Annotated in this window: 14 protein-coding genes; 4 read left to right on the top strand and 10 right to left on the bottom strand. The window is 61.8% G+C overall.

Annotated elements, in window-relative coordinates; translation table 11 throughout:
* Positions 1 to 6: 6 nt before the first annotated feature.
* The 8 genes from JF535_RS01360 to JF535_RS01395 all read right to left on the bottom strand — a co-directional run bounded on the left by JF535_RS01360 (position 7) and on the right by JF535_RS01395 (position 7,699).
* Positions 7 to 1,692: a M28 family metallopeptidase gene (locus tag JF535_RS01360; protein WP_206998198.1), complete on the bottom strand. Its 1,686-nt coding sequence runs from the start codon at positions 1,690 to 1,692 to the stop codon at positions 7 to 9.
* Between the two features lie 139 nt (positions 1,693 to 1,831).
* Positions 1,832 to 2,578, bottom strand: coding sequence for a hypothetical protein (locus JF535_RS01365; RefSeq protein WP_206998200.1), 747 nt, complete (start codon positions 2,576 to 2,578; stop codon positions 1,832 to 1,834).
* 99 nt (positions 2,579 to 2,677) lie between these two features.
* A complete protein-coding gene (locus JF535_RS01370; RefSeq protein WP_206998202.1) occupies positions 2,678 to 3,088 on the bottom strand; it encodes an ACT domain-containing protein in 411 nt (136 codons plus the stop codon).
* Positions 3,089 to 3,124: 36 nt separating this feature from the next.
* Positions 3,125 to 3,979, bottom strand: coding sequence for a hypothetical protein (locus JF535_RS01375; protein ID WP_206998204.1), 855 nt, complete (start codon positions 3,977 to 3,979; stop codon positions 3,125 to 3,127).
* A gap of 137 nt (positions 3,980 to 4,116) precedes the next feature.
* Positions 4,117 to 4,662: a hypothetical protein gene (locus tag JF535_RS01380; protein ID WP_206998206.1), complete on the bottom strand. Its 546-nt coding sequence runs from the start codon at positions 4,660 to 4,662 to the stop codon at positions 4,117 to 4,119.
* A gap of 177 nt (positions 4,663 to 4,839) precedes the next feature.
* Positions 4,840 to 6,039, bottom strand: coding sequence for a hypothetical protein (locus tag JF535_RS01385; protein WP_206998207.1), 1,200 nt, complete (start codon positions 6,037 to 6,039; stop codon positions 4,840 to 4,842).
* A 127-nt stretch (positions 6,040 to 6,166) separates the two neighbouring features.
* Positions 6,167 to 6,844 carry a thiol:disulfide interchange protein DsbA/DsbL gene (locus tag JF535_RS01390; protein ID WP_206998208.1) on the bottom strand — a complete coding sequence of 226 codons (678 nt, stop codon included), beginning with the start codon at positions 6,842 to 6,844 and terminating at the stop codon, positions 6,167 to 6,169.
* A 204-nt stretch (positions 6,845 to 7,048) separates the two neighbouring features.
* Positions 7,049 to 7,699, bottom strand: coding sequence for a c-type cytochrome (locus JF535_RS01395; protein ID WP_206998209.1), 651 nt, complete (start codon positions 7,697 to 7,699; stop codon positions 7,049 to 7,051).
* A gap of 138 nt (positions 7,700 to 7,837) precedes the next feature.
* Between JF535_RS01395 and yihA the strand changes: the two genes are divergently transcribed.
* Entirely contained in the window at positions 7,838 to 8,500 is a 663-nt protein-coding gene (gene yihA / locus JF535_RS01400; protein WP_206998210.1) for a ribosome biogenesis GTP-binding protein YihA/YsxC, read from the top strand.
* Positions 8,501 to 9,240: 740 nt separating this feature from the next.
* Here the strand turns inward: yihA and polA are convergent.
* Positions 9,241 to 11,985, bottom strand: a complete 2,745-nt coding sequence (gene polA, locus JF535_RS01405; protein ID WP_206998211.1) for a DNA polymerase I — start codon at positions 11,983 to 11,985, stop codon at positions 9,241 to 9,243.
* A gap of 243 nt (positions 11,986 to 12,228) precedes the next feature.
* On the opposite strand from polA, the gene JF535_RS01410 reads away from it, so the two are divergent.
* On the top strand, positions 12,229 to 12,753 hold the full coding sequence (locus JF535_RS01410) for a hypothetical protein (protein WP_206998212.1): 525 nt from the start codon (positions 12,229 to 12,231) through the stop codon (positions 12,751 to 12,753).
* Between the two features lie 38 nt (positions 12,754 to 12,791).
* Here JF535_RS01410 and JF535_RS01415 read toward each other — a convergent pair whose 3' ends face one another.
* Entirely contained in the window at positions 12,792 to 13,691 is a 900-nt protein-coding gene (locus tag JF535_RS01415) for a metal ABC transporter substrate-binding protein (RefSeq protein ID WP_206998214.1), read from the bottom strand.
* A gap of 176 nt (positions 13,692 to 13,867) precedes the next feature.
* Here JF535_RS01415 and znuC point away from each other — a divergent pair, with 176 nt between their 5' ends.
* Together znuC and JF535_RS01425 are read left to right on the top strand one after the other, a co-directional pair.
* Positions 13,868 to 14,686, top strand: coding sequence for a zinc ABC transporter ATP-binding protein ZnuC (gene znuC, locus JF535_RS01420; RefSeq protein ID WP_242523550.1), 819 nt, complete (start codon positions 13,868 to 13,870; stop codon positions 14,684 to 14,686).
* Positions 14,683 to 15,489, top strand: coding sequence for an iron chelate uptake ABC transporter family permease subunit (locus JF535_RS01425; protein ID WP_206998216.1), 807 nt, complete (start codon positions 14,683 to 14,685; stop codon positions 15,487 to 15,489). Before znuC ends, JF535_RS01425 begins: the two co-directional genes overlap by 4 nt.
* The last annotated feature ends 22 nt before the right edge of the window (positions 15,490 to 15,511 follow it).

Raw genomic sequence — 15,511 nt, forward strand, 5'->3', positions numbered from 1 at the left:
GTTGGCTCACTGAGCTTTGCGGAACAGATCCCCAAAGAAATCCCCCCGGTACCAGCGCGGGCTTTCATCGGCGTCCGTCACTTCGCGTGCGATGGCGTAGTTCACTTCGGCAAACTGTTGCGCGGCGATGTAGTTGACCTGCTCATCCGCCTCGTCACTGGGGCGGTGGTAGCGCGACTGGAGAAATTCTACTTGCGCTGCGGTGCCATTGATTTGCTTGTCGATGGCTTCGCGCCCGGTGATCAGGTAGATGGCGGGTACGCCCTGGCGCACGAAGCTGTAGTGGTCGCTGCGCACAAAGATGACCTGCTCCGGCATCGGGTCGGGACTGAGCTTGAGGTTGGCCCGCTGGGCGGCGCGCGCTGCGGTTTTGCCGAGGCTTGAGTGTTCGGCGCCGAAGGCGATCACATCCTGGAACGGATACAACAGCATCGGCATATCCAGGTTGATGTTGGCCACCATGGCTCGCGGCGCAACGGGCGGATGCTGGGCGAAGTAGTCGGAGCCGAGCAACCCCTCTTCTTCTGCGGTCACCGCCACAAACAGAATCGAGCGCCGCGGGGCCTGCGCGGATTCCGCAAACAGGCGGGCCACTTCCAGCATCACTGCAATACCGGCCGCATTGTCCTGGGCACCATTGTGAATGGTGTCGTGCCCGGATTCAGGGTCCGCGTCCCGCCCATGGGCGGCTGCACCAATATGGTCGAGATGCGCGGAAAAGATGACGTACTCATGCTTTAGTTTCGGGTCGCTGCCGGGTAGCAGGCCAACCACGTTGGGACTGATGAGCTTGCGGTGTGCGGCACTGCTGCGAACGGTCGCGCTATAAGGCAGGGGGAACCCTTTGGGTACCACGCCGTTTTCCATCTCGGTGTACACGGTATCGAGACTGCGCGATGCGCCCATGAACAACTGCTTGGCCGCGGGCATGTCCAGAACCACTCCCGGGTGCAAGCCGGGAATGGCGTTGCCGGGAATGTCGTCCGCGCGCACCCAGTCAAAGCTCGGGTCATTCACGTGCTCGGCAGAGCGGACAAACGGCCTGCGCGCTTCGCGCGCCGGGGTGTTCAGGGTGATCGTGCCCACCGCGCCAAGTTGCGCGGCGGTATCCCGCTTGGTGCGGCCTGAGGCGTAGTGGGCACCCACTTCACTGGGCAGTTTTGCCGGCCGGCCATCCAGCATCACCACGATTTTGCCCTGCACATCCAGCCCGGCGTAGTCATCGAGACCGTAGTCCGGCGCCGCGATGCCGTAACCGACAAACACCAGGCCCGCAGAAACTACCGTGTCTTCACTGATCGTCGGGGGGGATGCGAGAAAATCTTCGCCCAGCTCAAAAGTGATGTCACCCTCACGTCCGTGCAGCACCAAGGTGGCCCGATCATCCCCCCAGTGAGCCTCGCGAAATGGCACCGACTGAAAGTAATCATCGCCGGTGATCGACTGCAGGCCGAGTGCCGCAAAACGGTCGGCGACATACTGCGCGGCCTGCCGGTAACCCGCAGTGCCTGTCTGGCGCCCGGCCAGCGCATCGGCGGCAAGGTATTCCACATCTGCGCGCATCTTTTCGCTGTCGGCAGTTGGGATGGGGGGCTGGCCCGAGAGGCGGGCGCAGGCACCAATGCCCGCCCCCAGAAGTATGGAGAGGGTTGCCGCTACAGCAATGCGACCAGCGATACGGTTTATTCTCATGGGAAGCTCGTCAGAATCGGTCTTGCAAGTATCGTTTGTGAGCGAACGCGGCTACGAACCTGGTGACCGAATGTTTTTTGGGAATCTTGCGGGCGAGCTTAACACGGACACCGGTATCCAGACCGGCGATTGGCGGGCATCAGTGGCGAGGTGCAAGTCTCATAAAACTGCTGGCAACGGCATTTTCGGCGAGTTCGTGGGCCCGGTCTGCACAGAAATCGCCGTGGGCGCCGAGCAGATGGTAAAAAGGCAGGTTCAACAGCCGCTGGAAGTCAGCGGCGAGCCAGCGCTGGCTGTTTTCGTGTTCGGGCGTGGCTCGACGACGCCAGCCGGGCGCCACCTGCATCCCACGATGCACGCCACTCAAGCGCAGCATCCATTTGCCGGCCCAGCTGCAGCCGGTCCAGCCGTCCCAGTATTGCAATGCATCGCAGGTGAGCAGCAGGCCACCGGCCTGCGGAACATACAGGGCCGCCTCGGGCACTTTGCTGTTGCTGAACTCGAATACCCGCCCACCGGTAACCGGGCAGGTACCGCCGTCGGTAAGAAACTGGTCGGCGGGAGGTAGTGGGTAGTGATCGGAGTGGGCCTGGCGCCAGAAAAACACGTTGAAGCGGTCGCGGTAGTATAGATCGTCGCAACCGTGGTAGTAGCCGAGCCGCACCGCCTGGCGCACACGACCGAGCTCGCACAGCCGCTCCTCTTCCAGGCGGCGAAGCCGCACGGGGTTCACCAGCAACAGGTCATCGCCGGAGCGCAGGATGCCCATGTTGCGGTTCACCACTACCCGGGGGGCGATCCGGGCCGTACCGCGCACCACAAAAAAATCCGGCAACACCTGATGGATGTGGCCGTGGGGCAGTGGTGCGGGGTAGGCGATATGCATGCTCTCGGGACGCTCCTCAGCGGCGCTCCCTGCCGGATATCGATCTTGAGTGGGGCCTCTTGTGTGCGGGCTCCTGTAGCTGACCTCAGCAGTTCTGCGCTAACTGTACTGCAGACGATTGCTGATGCCGTACAGGATCTGCATGGCCTGCGCCGCATCGCGCTCACTCACCAGCAGGTGCTCGTGGAAGCGGGCAGACACGATGTTGGCCTGGATACCGGCGTCGGCGAGCTCGCCCACAATAATGCCGGTCAGCCCGGGTACCTGCAGGCACGCGGTGTACTGCAGGGTAATCTGGCGATAGCTGCCCTCCTCCGGGATGGCTTCGTGCTCGGCTATTTCTCGTGGCAGCAGCGCACAGACACCCTCGCGCTCACGAAACACACACAGGCACTCACGCAATAACCGCTGCAGTTGCGTGTCGTCGAGAGTGCACATCACCAGCGGGGTGCGGTTCAGAATCGGGGTCATACGCTGCAACAGCTGGTCGATTTTTACCTGGGCATTCATGATGCTTGCGTCTCCAGTCTGATAATGGGTACCCGGTCACTCCGGCCGGCGATTTTTCGGTTTCGCAGACTTGTCTTTCACACGCGCTTTCGCGGTGTTTTTGCGCTTCTGGGGCGATGCCACGGCGGGGGCTGTATCTTCGCCGCCAAAGGTTTCACCCTCAAATTCCGGTTCTCCCTCGGCGGGTGTGGTATCGACCAGCTCCGCGGTGACCGCCTCGGTTTCCCAGCGGTCGAGGGCGGTATCAATATCTTTCTCAATGTCCATGCGCGGAAATTCCGGGCAGGGCGCGTCTTTCTCGGGGTTGTGCCAGCCGGACAGCGGTGCGACGAAAACCACCAGGGATTTATGCAGGTAGTTGCGCCCGATGCTGGCCTCGGTCCAGGTGGTCTGCCAGGCATACTTGCCCCTGACCGCGTAATCGCTTTCGTAGGATTTCAGGGTGAGAAAATAGGGGTACAGGCGGCCGCCGCGACACACGATCCTGCGCTCGGTTTTGATGTTGGCCATTTGGGTGAAGGGGTCGAAATACCAGCGAATGTCGTACCCGTAAGCGAACTTCATCTGGTCGCCGTGACGACTGAACGCGTAGGAGCGGCCGGTGCCGTCCTTGTTCAGGCTCCACACATGCTGCGCTTCACCATCGCGGGAAATCAACCAGTTGCCGACCCACTGTGACGCCTGCAGGCGGGATTCGGTATTCCAGCCGGGGTATTGGGCCTCTTCCACCTGCTTCTCGGAACTCTCGGCATCGGCTCCCTGCTGCGCGCTTTCCTCGGCTTGGGAATGCAGACCGTAGCCGGTAATCGCCACGGCCGCTGCCCACGCGAGCGGGCGCAGGATTCGCGCGGCCATTGCGCGCTGCGAGGAGCTAAAGCGTTGCTGTGTCACAGCCGGTCTCCGCTTGCGCTTTACCCGTCCCTGAGTGTCTGGCGAATGGATGGGGCCGCCGAAGGGTCGCTCCTGACCGGGCCGGCGGCTTCGCACCGCTTGGTGCACTGTCACGTTCCTGCTTCCGCGGCCGGCGCTCAGTTACCCGCAGAGGCAGTCTGCTGGGGATCCTTGCGCTGGCCTTCGTACAGGTTCGGGCACTCGGCGCCGTGATTGGGCGTCTGCCAGTTGGGCAGGCGGCGCTGAAACGCCAGAATGCCGCCGTTGTGCTGCCGCCAGTGACGCCCATCGATGACGTTGAAGTCTAGGGTGACGGGGCTCCAACCGGTAAATTGCGCATAGACCATGCCGCTGTTGCAGTGCAGGGTGCCGCCGGTGCGAATGCGCACCGTATCGCCCTCAATGCGCCAGGATATGGCGAAGCCGTGTGTGAGCTGCCCGTCTTTGCGGAAACCGTGGGCAAACCCGGTACCGTCCGACTTGAGCTGCCAAACCAGCTGCTCATCGCCCTGCCCCACTACCAGCCAGTTGCCTGCCCACTGGTGGGCGTTGGCTTGATCCGGCGTTTTGGACTGAGCGGTCGCGATCATCGGGACCAGAAAGAACACTACAAGCACCAGCACGTAGGCCTGCAGCAGGGATAGGAGAACGGGACGGAAGGACAACTGACGCAACAACTTCATGCGGCACTCTTCTCTGTTGGATTCTACGACTGGCGGTTATTTGAACAACCTAATTAAAAGCCTAGTCGTAAATCTCAACTGTGGCAGCGGATGCGACAAAATTCTTTGATTCCGCGCCAAGGCACCTTAACCGCGGCCATAACCTGCCCCGCAGAGTCCACATTCAGCTCGACCCGGTCACCGTCGCCGGCGGCGAAGCCGGTACCACAGCAGTCCGCCCACACCGAGGGCGGCGACAAACAGTACCGCGGCCCAGGCATACACAGCGCTGCCAGAGGATGGCTGCATCTGTTCCCGCGCGCGCACCACATTGCCCAGCAGGCGCTGGAACTTATCAATTACCTCGTTACTGGGCGCACGGTCGAGGATCGACTGGCGCAACTCCTGCCACTGCTGATCGAGCTGTGCCGCAAGCGCGGGATTGCGCGACACCAGTTGCGGCCGGGCCTGGGCATAACCTTCACGCAAGCCAAGCATCACCTGGTGATAGGCACTGGCGGTATCGCCGCCGCGATAGGCGCTCTGTGCCAGATACAAAAGCCCCGCTGCCCGTGCCAGCGGGTGCTGTAGATGGGCGGTTTCCTGCGGATGGGCCCGCCACCACATCAGGGCATCGCGGGCCTGAGACGGTAATTCTGCGGGGCGCAAGATCGCCGCGCCGGGCAATCCCACCAGCGCGGGGTACTCTCTGGCACGCTCGAGTGCTGGGGCGGACTCGGGGGCGGCAAACCCGGCCACCATCACCGCCAGGGCCCAGCGCTCGCGATGGCTGAGGTCACCATCGACGTCGGCATCGTGGGCGTCGTTGCGGGTAGGTTCGAGCACGTTGTAGAAATCGTACAGGCTAAGGTTGGCCATGCGCGCCGGATCATTCAGCTTGCGCTCTGCCTGGGGCGCATCGCCGCGCACGCCGTGACAGTGTTGGCACCGGTCCTGATACAACGCCAGTGCTTCGCCCGCAGGGGGCAGCGGCTCAGCCGGCGAGCGGGGTAACTGGTAGAGCGCGGCAAAGCGATCGGCGGCGGTATTGGCACGCTGGCGCACTTCGGCCACCGGTGCGCGCTTGTCCACCGCCTGCGCCAGCGCGCGCAGGTTCTCCAGCAACTGGGCGCGGCCGGGCTTGTCCGGCAACGCCTGGAGCAGTGACGTGGCCACTTCTACATTGCCCTGCAGCTGGCGATACAGGCTGCGGTCGCGGATTGCGCCACCCACCACCGCCTCGGGGTAATCCACCGCCACAAATGACAGCAGGTTCACCGCGCGCGCAGCGGTACTGCGGTTCTGCTGGTCGACCGCGGGCTGTGCCCAGGCCCACCCCCAGAAAAGGCAGAGAGCGAGCACAGGCAGGTAACGCTGGCGTGGATGAGTACTGGGCATGTTGTCGCTGGCGGAAATTTTTTGATACCCCGTTCTAGCCTAGCAGTAACGTGGAGTACAAAAAGCGGCACCAAAACAGCAGACATAAAAAAACCCCGCAGGAGCGGGGTTTTTCAGCCTGGCTCAATCAGCCCTTTTCGGCGCGTTCTTTCTCGATCAGGAAGTCCACCACGTCCAGCATCAGCTGCTGGCCATTGGATTTTCCTTTCAGCCCGGGCAGCGAGGTGCTGACACGGTACTTGCCGGCCACGACCATTTCCGGGGTGCCGCTCAGGTTGTAGGCGCGCTGCTTGGCCTGGCCCTGCTTGACCTTGCTGTTGATGGCGAAGGAGTTGAGCAGTTTCACCGCTTTTTCACCGTCGGCACCATTGTCGGCAAAGATCGCGGCAATGGCGGCGTTGTCCGGGTTCCAGTTGCGGCCGTCACGGTCGGCAAACATTTTGCGCTGCTGGGCGATGGCGTTGAACACCGGGCCATGCACCTTGTCCAGAGCACCCATGGCATCTGCCACGTAGAACATGCGGGCATGCACTTCCATCACTGGCTGCCAGATGGCCGGAATCTTCTTCAGGGCGACGTCGGCGGGCATGGTTTGCTGCCATTTTTTCAGCGGCGCCTCGAAGTGGTAGCAGTGTCCACAGCCGTACCAGAACAGCTCGGTGACTTCGATCTTGCTATCGTCATCCTGGGCGACAGCCTGTGGCAGCACTTCGTAGTGCTGGCCTGCTTTGAACTTACCCGGTGACTCCTGGGCGCAGGCTGCAAGGCTCAGCAGCATGGTAAACAGGGCAACAACAGCTCTCATAGGGACTTACTCCAAACTTTTATTCTGGGTGACGGGCGCAGTATGACGGTTGCTTGCTGACGCCCGGCTGAATATAGACCGCGGAAATTATTGAAGTTCCCGGGCTCCGGTGCAACCCGGGTGCGGCAGCAGGACACAAAAAGGCCGGTCAGTGACCGGCCCTTGTGACCCAGTGCCCGTTGCAGATGGCGAGCGGAACGAACGTTACTCGGTCAGGCCGGCAACATAGTTCGCCACGGCCTTGATTTCCGCATCGGTCAGCTGGCGGGCCACGGTGCGCATAACGCGAGTTTCGCCATCATTGGCGCGGGTGCCGGCGCGGAAGGCTTTCAGCTGCTTCTCCACATACTCTGCATACTGGCCGGACAGGCGCGGATAGCCCGCCGGGGCGTTGCCCAGACCGGTGGGTGAATGGCAGCCCATGCAGGCGGGAACACCGCTGGAGGGGTTACCGGCGCGGTAGATCTCGCGGCCCAGGGCCAGGCCATCCACGTTGTCGCCGTTGTTCAGCATGACCGAGAAGGCCTCGGAGCCGGAAATCTGGATATTCTGCGAAGCGAAGAATGCTGCAATATCCTGCAGGTCCTGGTCGTTCATATTGTCCAGCATACCGGTCATTTCCGGCACTGCACGGTCGCCGTTTTTGACATCATGCAGCTGCTTGAGCAGGTACTTTTCACCAAGGCCGGCGATTTTCGGAAAGGTTGGTGCCGGGCTGTTGCCATCTGCACCGTGACAGGCAACACACATCGCCGCCTTCGCTTGCCCCGCAGTGGCGTCACCGGCGGCGTAACCTGCCTGAGCAAACGCTACCATCCCCAAAGCCAAAGCGGCCTTCTTTATAATGCTGTTCATACGTCGTCCTGTTGCGCGCTGAATATTGAGCACCCGATTAACGTCGCTGGCGGCTATCCGTACGCCCGGCAGTCATCAGCGACGTTGAAACCGCGGCATTATATACTTGCGCGCCATCTGAGTGTACCGGGAAGACACATGTCTGAATCCAATGTAGAACGAATCAACTTCCGCCGTGCGGAATTTTTAATCAGTGCCCCCACCCTGGCGGAATGCCCGGAGGACACAGGCGCCGAGGTCGCGTTCGCGGGTCGCTCGAATGCGGGCAAATCCAGCGCCATCAACGCCCTGACCGACAACGGCAAGCTGGCGCGCACCTCCAAAACACCGGGGCGCACCCAGCTGATCAACTTCTTTCGCCTGAGTGAGCAGCAGCGACTGGTAGATCTGCCGGGCTATGGCTATGCCAAGGTAGCCCGCTCCATGAAAGACGAGTGGCAACGGCATCTCGCGTTTTACCTGGAGCAACGCCAGTGCCTCAAGGGACTGGTACTGCTGATGGACATCCGCCAGCCGCTCAAGGAGTTCGACTTGCAGATGCTCTCGTGGGCAGTCAACGCCGGGCTGCCGGCACATATTCTGCTGACCAAGGCCGACAAGCTGAAAAACGGGCCCGCCAACAATGTGCGTTTCGCGGTGGAAAAGGAACTGAAGGCACTGGAACTGGACAACAACGTCAGCGTACAGATCTTCTCCTCTCCCAAGCGCAAGGGGCTGGAGAAGCTGGAGGCGCGCCTGAATCAGTGGCTGTCGCTGACGCCACCAGAGGCACAAGAAGACGACAACGCAACTCCCGCCTAGCCTGACCGGCGATCACCGGTGCACCGTACGCCCGTATTCGGAGCCGACATCGGCCGTGCGGGCAATGGTGAAATGGCCCGCCAGAATTCGACTAGACTGAAGGTGAGACTGGTGAATTTGTCGGTGACACCCCACCGCATAGCCAGACCCTGACACTCGGTGCCGTTCAGCGCTGATATTGGACAGAGAAAAAATTGAGCAAAAAAAAAGCCGGCAGATTGCAGCTGCCGGCTAGGGGTCAGTGCCCTTGGGGATGGGCACCTAGGGGAACACGCCCAGGGGGACGGGCGCGCTCTTGGGTTCTCACCCAAATTCCACTGCATCCGATGCATTTCCTTCACTACAAAGACTAAGCTGGGCCGCTGAGGTTCCCCACTCTTTTTCTTCGCACTGCGTTCCGCCGTTCGGACTCGGGAACTGTATCCCACAATATGATGCAGCAGGGACAAAAAATTCTGTTGTTGAGACATTATTCTCCCTCTGCACCCAATTAACTGCCTTTCTGTGCGATTTTTCGTCGAAGCCGATCAATGGTTGACCAGCCCGACCGGCAGCGCCAGCACCCCCAGGCGCAAACGCCAGGCAAAAAAAAGCCCCGAGGGGGGTAGCTTCGGGGCGAGGGGCTTCTGACTAAGCTTTGGGGGATGATGCAATCCAACGATCTTGCTTAGTTAGAGGCCCCCTGATTGCGGGAGTTCCGCGAGTTCGCAAAAAAATTAAAAAAATGTAAACCCGATGGGTCAGTGCGCCTCATCCCAGTTGACGCCTTCACCCAGGTCCGCGATTAACGGCACATCCAGCTCTGCGGCGGCCTGCATCAATTCCGGAATACGTTTTACGATCACATCCCGTTCGTTCGCCGGCACTTCCAACACCAGCTCATCGTGTACCTGCATGATCAGGCGCGACTGCAGCGCTTCCTCGCGCAACCAGGCATCCACCGCAATCATCGCGCGCTTGATGATATCCGCCGCGGTGCCCTGCATCGGCGCATTGATCGCGGTGCGCTCGGCGGCCTGACGCTGCATGCCGTTGCGGGAATTGATTTCCGGCAGGTACAGGCGGCGGCCGAACAGGGTTTCCACATAGCCCTTGTCCGCGGCCTGCTTGCGGGTGTTCTCCATGTAAGCGAGGACACCGGGGTAGCGCTGGAAATAGCGGTCGATATAGGTCTGGGCATCCGCGCGCGGGATATCCAGCTGCTTGGCGAGGCCGAAAGCGCTCATGCCGTAGATCAGGCCGAAGTTGATGGCTTTCGCACGGCGGCGCTGCTCATCGGAGACCTCAGCCGCGGGCACCTCGAACACCTCGGCGGCGGTTGCACGGTGAATGTCGGCGCCCGCGGCAAACGCATCCAGCAGGCCTTTATCACCGGACAGGTGGGCCATGATGCGCAGCTCGATCTGCGAGTAGTCCGCAGCCACGATCAGGCTGCCCCCATTGATGCGCGGGTCGGCAACAAACGCCTGGCGAATGCGGCGGCCCTCTTCGGTGCGAATCGGGATATTCTGCAAATTGGGGTCGCTGGAGGACAGTCGCCCGGTGGCCGCCACCGCTTGGTGATACGAGGTGTGCACACGGCCGCTGGTAGGGTCGATCATTTGCGGCAGCTTGTCGGTGTAGGTGTTTTTCAGTTTGGCCATACCCCGGTACTGCATGATCAGCGCCGGCAGCTTGTGCGACAGGGCCAGCTCCTGCAATACCGGCTCCGCGGTGGACGGCGCTCCCTTGGGGGTCTTCTTGATCACCGGGATCTGCAGTTTTTCGAACAGGATGGTGCCCAGCTGCTTGGTGGAGCCGAGATTGAACTCCTCCCCCGCCTCCTCGTAGGCGCGCTGTTCCAGCTCGCGCATTTTCTGTTCCAGCTCACCGGACTGCTTCTTCAGCATGGCCGCATCGATGTAGGCACCGTTGCGCTCGATGTGCACCAGCACGGGTAGCAGCGGCATCTCGATTTCGTCGAGCACTTTTTCCAGGCTCGGCTCCTTGGCCAGGCGACCGCTCAGTTCCCGGTGCAGGCGCAGGGTAATATCAGCGTCTTCCGCGGCGTAGGGCCCGGCCTTGTCCAGTTCGATCTGGTTGAAGGTCAGCTGCTTGGCGCCCTTGCCGGCAATGTCCTCGAACTTGACCGTTGATTCGCCCAGATATTTTTGCGCGAGACTGTCCATATCGTGCCGGCTGGCGGTGCTGTTCAGCACGTAGGATTCCAGCATGGTGTCGCGGGCGATGCCGCGCAGCTGGATGGCGTAATTGGCCAGGATATGGCTGTCGTATTTGAGGTTCTGGCCGACTTTTTTACAGCGCTCATCTTCAAGAATCGGCTTGAGCTTGCCCAGTGCCACGTCGAAGTCCACCTGCGCGGGCGCACCCATGTAGTCGTGGGCAAGGGGCAGATAGGCGGCCTCACCAGGCTCCACGGCAAAGCTCACCCCGACCAGTTTCGCCTGCATATAGTTGAGGCTGGTGGTTTCCGTATCAAAGGCGAACACCTCGGCGTTTTTCAACCGCTCCAACCAGGCGTCCAGCGTTTTCTCATCGAGAATAATGCTGTAGTTGCGCTCGACCGCCAGCGCCTCGGCGGCGGATTCCGGGTCGTCGTCACCGCCCAGCTCATCGACCCAGCTGCGGAACTCCAGCTCGCTAAACATCGCCCGCAGCTTTTCCGTATCCGGCTCGCCATTGGCCAGGGACTCCGGCGCACAATCCATCTCGACATCGGTTTTGATGGTGGCGAGCAGGTACGACATATCCGCGGCGTCTTTGTGCTCCGCCATTTTCTTGGCCAGGGTCTTGGAGCCGCGGAACCCCAGCGGCGCGATGGCGTCGAGATTGGCGTAGATGTCTTTCAGGCTGCCCAGACCCTGCAGCAGTGCCAGCGCGGTTTTTTCCCCCACACCCGGAACCCCGGGAATGTTGTCGGCCTTGTCGCCCATCAAGGCGAGGAAGTCGATGATCAGGTCCGGGCCTACGCCAAACTTTTCCTTCACGCCCTCTTCATCCAGCACGGTGTTGGACATGGTGTTTACCAGGGTCACACCGGGGCGCACCAGCTGGGCCATGTCCTTGTCGCCGGTGGAGATGATGACGTCGATGCCTTTCTGCTGCGCTTGCACCGCCAGCGTGCCGATCACATCGTCTGCTTCCACGCCGTCGATCACCAGCCGCGGCAGGCCCATGGCGTCGATGATGTCGTGGATCGGCTGGATCTGCGCGCGCAGGTCGTCGGGCATGGGGGGGCGGTGCGATTTGTATTCTTCAAACAGTTCATCGCGGAAGGTCTTGCCCTTGGCGTCGAACACCACGACGACCGGGCTTTCCGGGTGCTCCTTGAGATGCTTGCGCAGCATGGAAATCACGCCCCGCACGGCGCCGGTGGGCTGGCCCTGGCTGGTGGCCAGGGGTGGCAGGGCGTGGAAGGCGCGGTACAGGTAGGAGGAACCGTCAACCAGAATCAATGGCGCGGAAGGTTTCTTGTCATTACTCATATACAGATGGAAAGCCGGAGTTGGGTTTGCAGGTCTTTATGTTGGGGCACAGGATACCTGCGATCGGTTCTTTTCGCTTCCCTCGTCGCTCCCCTCGTCTCGCACCGCGATCGGCGTCCGCACCCGGACCGGGAACGGCTTTTTCCATCCATCGTCAACGCCGCGCCAGTCATCGCACTGTCGCCCGCCTCTCTCTCACACCTTCTAGGCTTGGTATAGGAAATTTACCGAGAGGTGATCGAGATGGAACCCCGCTACTTACTGCCGGGACTGCTGGCCTGCGCCCTGTCCTGCGCTGCCTTTGCCACGGAAGAAACCGATGCCCAGCAGGCCACGGTCGACAATGCGCCCGAGACCATGGAGCACGTGGAGGCCGTGGGCTACCCGGTGCCCGCGATCACGCAGGATGCCGACGAGACGGACCGGCGCCTGGTGGCGGAGCAATTCCGCGAACAGTCCCGGCAGGAATTGCTGCGCGAGCACAACCGCCGCGCACTCATGGACAGCGTGCACAATATTCAGCAGCAACAGCTGGAAGCCTTCCGCACCGCGGGCGAAAGCCAGAACAGCGAGGAAGAAACCGCGGAAGTGGTGACGACAGCGCCCACTCAGCAACCATCGGAGGACGTGGTTCAGGAACCGCTGAACCTGCAGCAACCGGCGGCGTTGACCATCGAACCGGTTGCGGATGGCGAGGAAGAAGCGACGGCCATCGAGCCCGCGCAGGAGATGCAACAGGCAGAAGAGGCACCCCAGGAACCCAGTTAACGTCAGCAGCGCGCCCTATGCGCCACCCCGGCTGCGTGTCAGTGATCCCCATCCGGAATGGCACCCAGGCACTGGCGCGCATCTGCCAGTAGCCGGGCCATCAGGTCCGCATAATCGGCATTCCCTGGCAGCGCCGTGCCCAGCGGGTCTAATGCCACATAGTCGAGATTCAGGTGCACCGCTGTCTGCTGATCGCGGTCATTGCGCGGCACCTCACCGAACAGGCAACCGCGTACCGGCCCCTCTCCCCGCTTTTTCTGTTTATCCAACATTGTGCGCGCACCGTGCTGGTGACCGGCAGCGGTGCCGAGACTGTCGGTGACAACACCCGCCGGCCCGAAAAACTGGCTATAGGCTTTGTGGGTGGAGACGATGGGGACATCGCGGTAGGCCCAGAGCGCGCGGTCCTGCACCTTCTGCAGGTTCGCCATGGCGCGGGAAAAATCACGCGCCCGGGTGCGGAATGCCTCTGCCCGCTGCGGGTTCAGTTGCGCGAGCCGGTTGGCGATATGCGCCGCCATCACCGCCGCATTGCGCGGGCGCAGCCACAGATGCGGGTCATCCGCGTCGGCACCCTCGAACTCATAGCCGCCCGCGGCGAGCAGGCCCAGCTGCCGACCCGCCGGTAACAGCGACATCTGCCGCGCCAGTACCGATTCCATTTCCGGGCCCAGCCAGACCACGAGCTGCGCCGACTCCATCGCCAGCCGGTCGGCAACCTTGGGGGCGTAGTGATGGGGGTCACCGCCGCGGATCAGTTCCCTGACCTCGACGTCACCGGCGGCGACCTCCCGGGCAATCATTGCCACGGGCGCAATGCTGGCCAGCAACACCGGCTGCTGTGTGCGATTTTGGGTTTCGTTACCGCAGCCGGCAGCCAGAGCAGCGAGTGCAGCGACAATCAGGAAACGAACGGTTGGGAATGATGGTTTGAGCATGTAAAGAAAGCCTGGCCGGTACAAAATGGCGCGCAAAACTCCCGCCTCAATTTCGGGGGCGTGCTCATTGCAACACAATGACACACCGCAACGTCGGAAAAGGGGGTGCGATATAATCACACCCGGCTTACACTCGCCAGCCGTATCCGCCCATTACAACCCATCTGTCAGCCGATTTGGAGTATCTCCTGAGCTCTTCTGCCCCGCTCATCCGCGCCCACAACCTCGGTCTGGAAATCGCGGGCCGGCAGCTGCTGCACGATATTTCGCTAGCATTAGAGCCGGCGGAAATCGTCACCGTAATCGGCCCCAATGGTGCCGGCAAGACGACCCTGTTGCGCCTGCTGCTCGGGCTCAGCAAGCCCACCAGTGGCACCGTGGAGCGAATCCCGGGCCTCCGCCTGGGCTATATGCCCCAGCGCCTGCAAATTGATGCCACCATGCCGATGACCGTGGGACGATTCCTGCAGCTGGGTATTGAAGGCGTACCGGTGGAGAAAGCGCTGGCGCGAGTTGCGGCGCCTCACCTGGCATCCGCACGGCTCGCGGATTTATCCGGTGGCGAGATGCAGCGGGTACTATTGGCACGGGCGGCGGCGCGGCGGCCGCAACTGCTGGTGCTCGATGAGCCCACCCAGGGTGTCGATGTCGGGGGCCAGAGTGAGGTGTACCAGCTCATCGCGCAGCTGCGCGACGAGCTTCGCTGCGGCGTGCTGCTGGTGTCCCACGACCTGCACCTGGTGATGGCCGCGACCGACCGGGTGTTGTGTCTCAATCAGCACATCTGTTGTCATGGCCACCCGGAACAGGTCAGCAAGGACCCGGTGTACCTGGAAATGTTCGGCGACAAGCTCGCCCTGTATACCCATCACCACAACCACCATCACGATCTCAGTGGCGAGGTGGTGGACGAGCACTGCACACACGACCACGCCCATGCGGTCACCCCGCCCCCTTCCAGCTCGAACACCTCCGGCAGCGGTAACCACCAGTGAACGATTTGTCCCAGCTTTTACACAGCACCTTTCTCTGGTACGCCCTCGCTGCGGGTTTGCTGGTCGCGGTGGTCAGCGGCCCCCTGGGCTGTTTCGCCGTATGGCGACGGATGGCGTACTTTGGCGATACCCTCGCCCACTCGGCGCTGCTGGGGGTTACCCTCGGCTTCGTCCTGCATATTCAGCCCACGCTCGCCGTGGGGGTCAGTAGCTGTCTGCTGGCGCTGCTGCTGGTGAATTTTCAGCGACGCCAGAACCTTTCCGTCGACACCTTGCTGGGTATCCTGTCACATTCCATGCTGGCGTTGGGGATCGTCACCGTCAGCCTGCTGGAAATCAACGTCGATTTGTTGTCACTGCTGCTGGGTGACCTGCTGGCGGTATCCGCCCAGGACCTGGTGCTGATGGCATTGGCGGCACTGGTGATTGGTCTGTTGTTGCTGCTGCTGTGGCCCAAACTGCTCGCGTTCACCCTGCATGAGGAGCTGGCCGCGGTGGAGGGCGTGCGGGTGGAGTGGATCCGACTGGCACTGATGCTGATGCTGGCGCTGCTGATCGCCATCGCCATGAAGGTGGTGGGTGTACTGTTGATCACCGCGCTGCTGATCATTCCCGCCGCCGCGGCGCGGCGCATTTCCACAACGCCGGAACAGATGGCGGGCTTCGCTTCGTTAATCGGGTGTATCGCCGTACTGCTCGGGCTTACCGCATCGGTGCTCTGGAACAGCCCCGCCGGACCTTCCATTGTGCTGGCGGCCGGTGGGTTGTTCGTGCTTTGCCAGCTACGCCCGGCAACCACCTGAGCCGCTCGCCCGCCGGTTACTC

It is taken from the genome of Microbulbifer salipaludis, assembly GCF_017303155.1.
Lineage (GTDB): Bacteria > Pseudomonadota > Gammaproteobacteria > Pseudomonadales > Cellvibrionaceae > Microbulbifer > Microbulbifer salipaludis.

Bases quoted from the DNA above. Each gene is read 5' to 3' on its own strand.
- JF535_RS01380 (WP_206998206.1), bottom strand. From the start codon at position 4,662: ATGAAGTTGTTGCGTCAGTTGTCCTTCCGTCCCGTTCTCCTATCCCTG.
- JF535_RS01360 (WP_206998198.1), bottom strand. From the start codon at position 1,692: ATGAGAATAAACCGTATCGCTGGTCGCATTGCTGTAGCGGCAACCCTC.
- polA (WP_206998211.1), bottom strand. From the start codon at position 11,985: ATGAGTAATGACAAGAAACCTTCCGCGCCATTGATTCTGGTTGACGGT.
- JF535_RS01410 (WP_206998212.1), top strand. From the start codon at position 12,229: ATGGAACCCCGCTACTTACTGCCGGGACTGCTGGCCTGCGCCCTGTCC.
- JF535_RS01385 (WP_206998207.1), bottom strand. From the start codon at position 6,039: ATGCCCAGTACTCATCCACGCCAGCGTTACCTGCCTGTGCTCGCTCTC.
- JF535_RS01365 (WP_206998200.1), bottom strand. From the start codon at position 2,578: ATGCATATCGCCTACCCCGCACCACTGCCCCACGGCCACATCCATCAG.
- JF535_RS01370 (WP_206998202.1), bottom strand. From the start codon at position 3,088: ATGAATGCCCAGGTAAAAATCGACCAGCTGTTGCAGCGTATGACCCCG.
- JF535_RS01395 (WP_206998209.1), bottom strand. From the start codon at position 7,699: ATGAACAGCATTATAAAGAAGGCCGCTTTGGCTTTGGGGATGGTAGCG.
- JF535_RS01390 (WP_206998208.1), bottom strand. From the start codon at position 6,844: ATGAGAGCTGTTGTTGCCCTGTTTACCATGCTGCTGAGCCTTGCAGCC.
- yihA (WP_206998210.1), top strand. From the start codon at position 7,838: ATGTCTGAATCCAATGTAGAACGAATCAACTTCCGCCGTGCGGAATTT.
- JF535_RS01415 (WP_206998214.1), bottom strand. From the start codon at position 13,691: ATGCTCAAACCATCATTCCCAACCGTTCGTTTCCTGATTGTCGCTGCA.